Origin of the sequence: Micromonospora sp. NPDC005324 (assembly GCF_040607155.1) — a bacterium.
In the GTDB taxonomy this organism is placed as follows: domain Bacteria; phylum Actinomycetota; class Actinomycetes; order Mycobacteriales; family Micromonosporaceae; genus Micromonospora; species Micromonospora trifolii.
Map to the genome: position 1 here is coordinate 1 of NZ_JBEXGE010000131.1, position 1,241 is coordinate 1,241.

General features: G+C 67.0%; 2 protein-coding genes. One reads left to right on the forward strand and one right to left on the reverse strand.

Features of this window, described 5'->3' with window-relative positions; translation table 11 throughout:
* The first annotated feature begins 137 nt into the window (after window positions 1-137).
* A complete protein-coding gene (locus ABZS40_RS36745) occupies window positions 138-506 on the forward strand; it encodes a hypothetical protein (protein WP_354949361.1) in 369 nt (122 codons plus the stop codon).
* Window positions 507-858: 352 nt separating this feature from the next.
* Here the strand turns inward: ABZS40_RS36745 and ABZS40_RS36750 are convergent, their stop codons facing one another.
* Window positions 859-1,047: a hypothetical protein gene (locus ABZS40_RS36750; protein WP_354949363.1), complete on the reverse strand. Its 189-nt coding sequence runs from the start codon at window positions 1,045-1,047 to the stop codon at window positions 859-861.
* Window positions 1,048-1,241: the final 194 nt, after the last annotated feature.

Consider the following 1,241-nt stretch of genomic DNA (forward strand, 5'->3'; position numbering starts at 1 on the left):
GTCTTAGAGTGACCACCCTCTATACCGGAGCTCCGCTGCTTCGTCTCCACGACACGCTTGACAGCCCACCAAAACACCTAACTGAACGGCGTTGGAGCTAGTCCATCGCGGAAATCCAACTGTCGTACAGCCCGCCTGTGGTGTTCGGCACCCCGGTGCCGCGCCCGACCCCGTTCCACCCGTCCCGCTCCACCCGTCCCGCTCCACCCGTCCCGCTCCACCTACACCGGGCGGACGTTCGACGCGGATGCGGCCCCTACGTCTACCGAGCCACCATCAGCAGCAGCGCCGGCGACGACGGGAACCGCAACCAGGTGCTGTTCAACTACGCCGACCCCGACAACACCTACGTGGTCGACCTGGGCGGTGGACCCGCCGCCACCGTACGTCTGCTCAAACGCGTCGGCGGAGGCGACTGCCCCTGGCCGAAGATCAGGTACCGCGGGAAGTGGCAGCCGGGCAAGCCCTTGACCACGCTGACTCCACACGAGCGGGACCTCTGGTAGTGAGGGAGTCGAAGTACCAGCTGCCGTGTTCCACGTCGCGGCAGGCGGTGCGGTTTTCCAGGCAAACTGCGTTGTCGGTTGCTGCTGGTCACGGCGGTGATGAGGTCGTGCGGGTGGCGGGTGGCGGGTGGCGGGCGGCGGGCGGCGGGCGGGTGGCGCGGGCGATGGTGGTCTCGCCGTTGGTGCGGTGGAAGCCGATCGAGGTGTTACGGAGGGTCGCGAGGACGGCGGGTCCGATGCCGGTTCGGGCTTGATGAAGATCTTCACGTAACGTGCAGCCCCAACGCCCGGCATACGACCGTGTGCGGCACGGTGTGCTCGGTCCTCTGAGCGGCGACGAACCCGTCCACCGTCACTTCGTCGCCTCCGTGACCCACAGGACCACGGTTCGCTTGAGCACATCACGCTCCATCGCCAACTCGGCGTCCTCCCTGCGCAGACGAGCCAGCTCGGCGCGTTCGTCCTCACCGAGACCACCGGCGGCGGCCTCACCCCGAGCCCGCCGATCCTGCGCCACCCAGTTCGCCAGGGTGGCCGTCACTGATCCCCAGACCCCGGGCGACCTACGCGATCGGCTTGCCCGTCTCCCGCACGACCCGCACGGCACCCTCACGGAACTCCCGATCGAACCGCTGACTCGTCTCAGAGGACGTCTGATTCACGTATTTTGTGTGTGTTGTGGTTTTAGTCGTCTCGCCAGGTTGGGGTGGTTTCGGTGGTGAGGCGTTTGGCGAG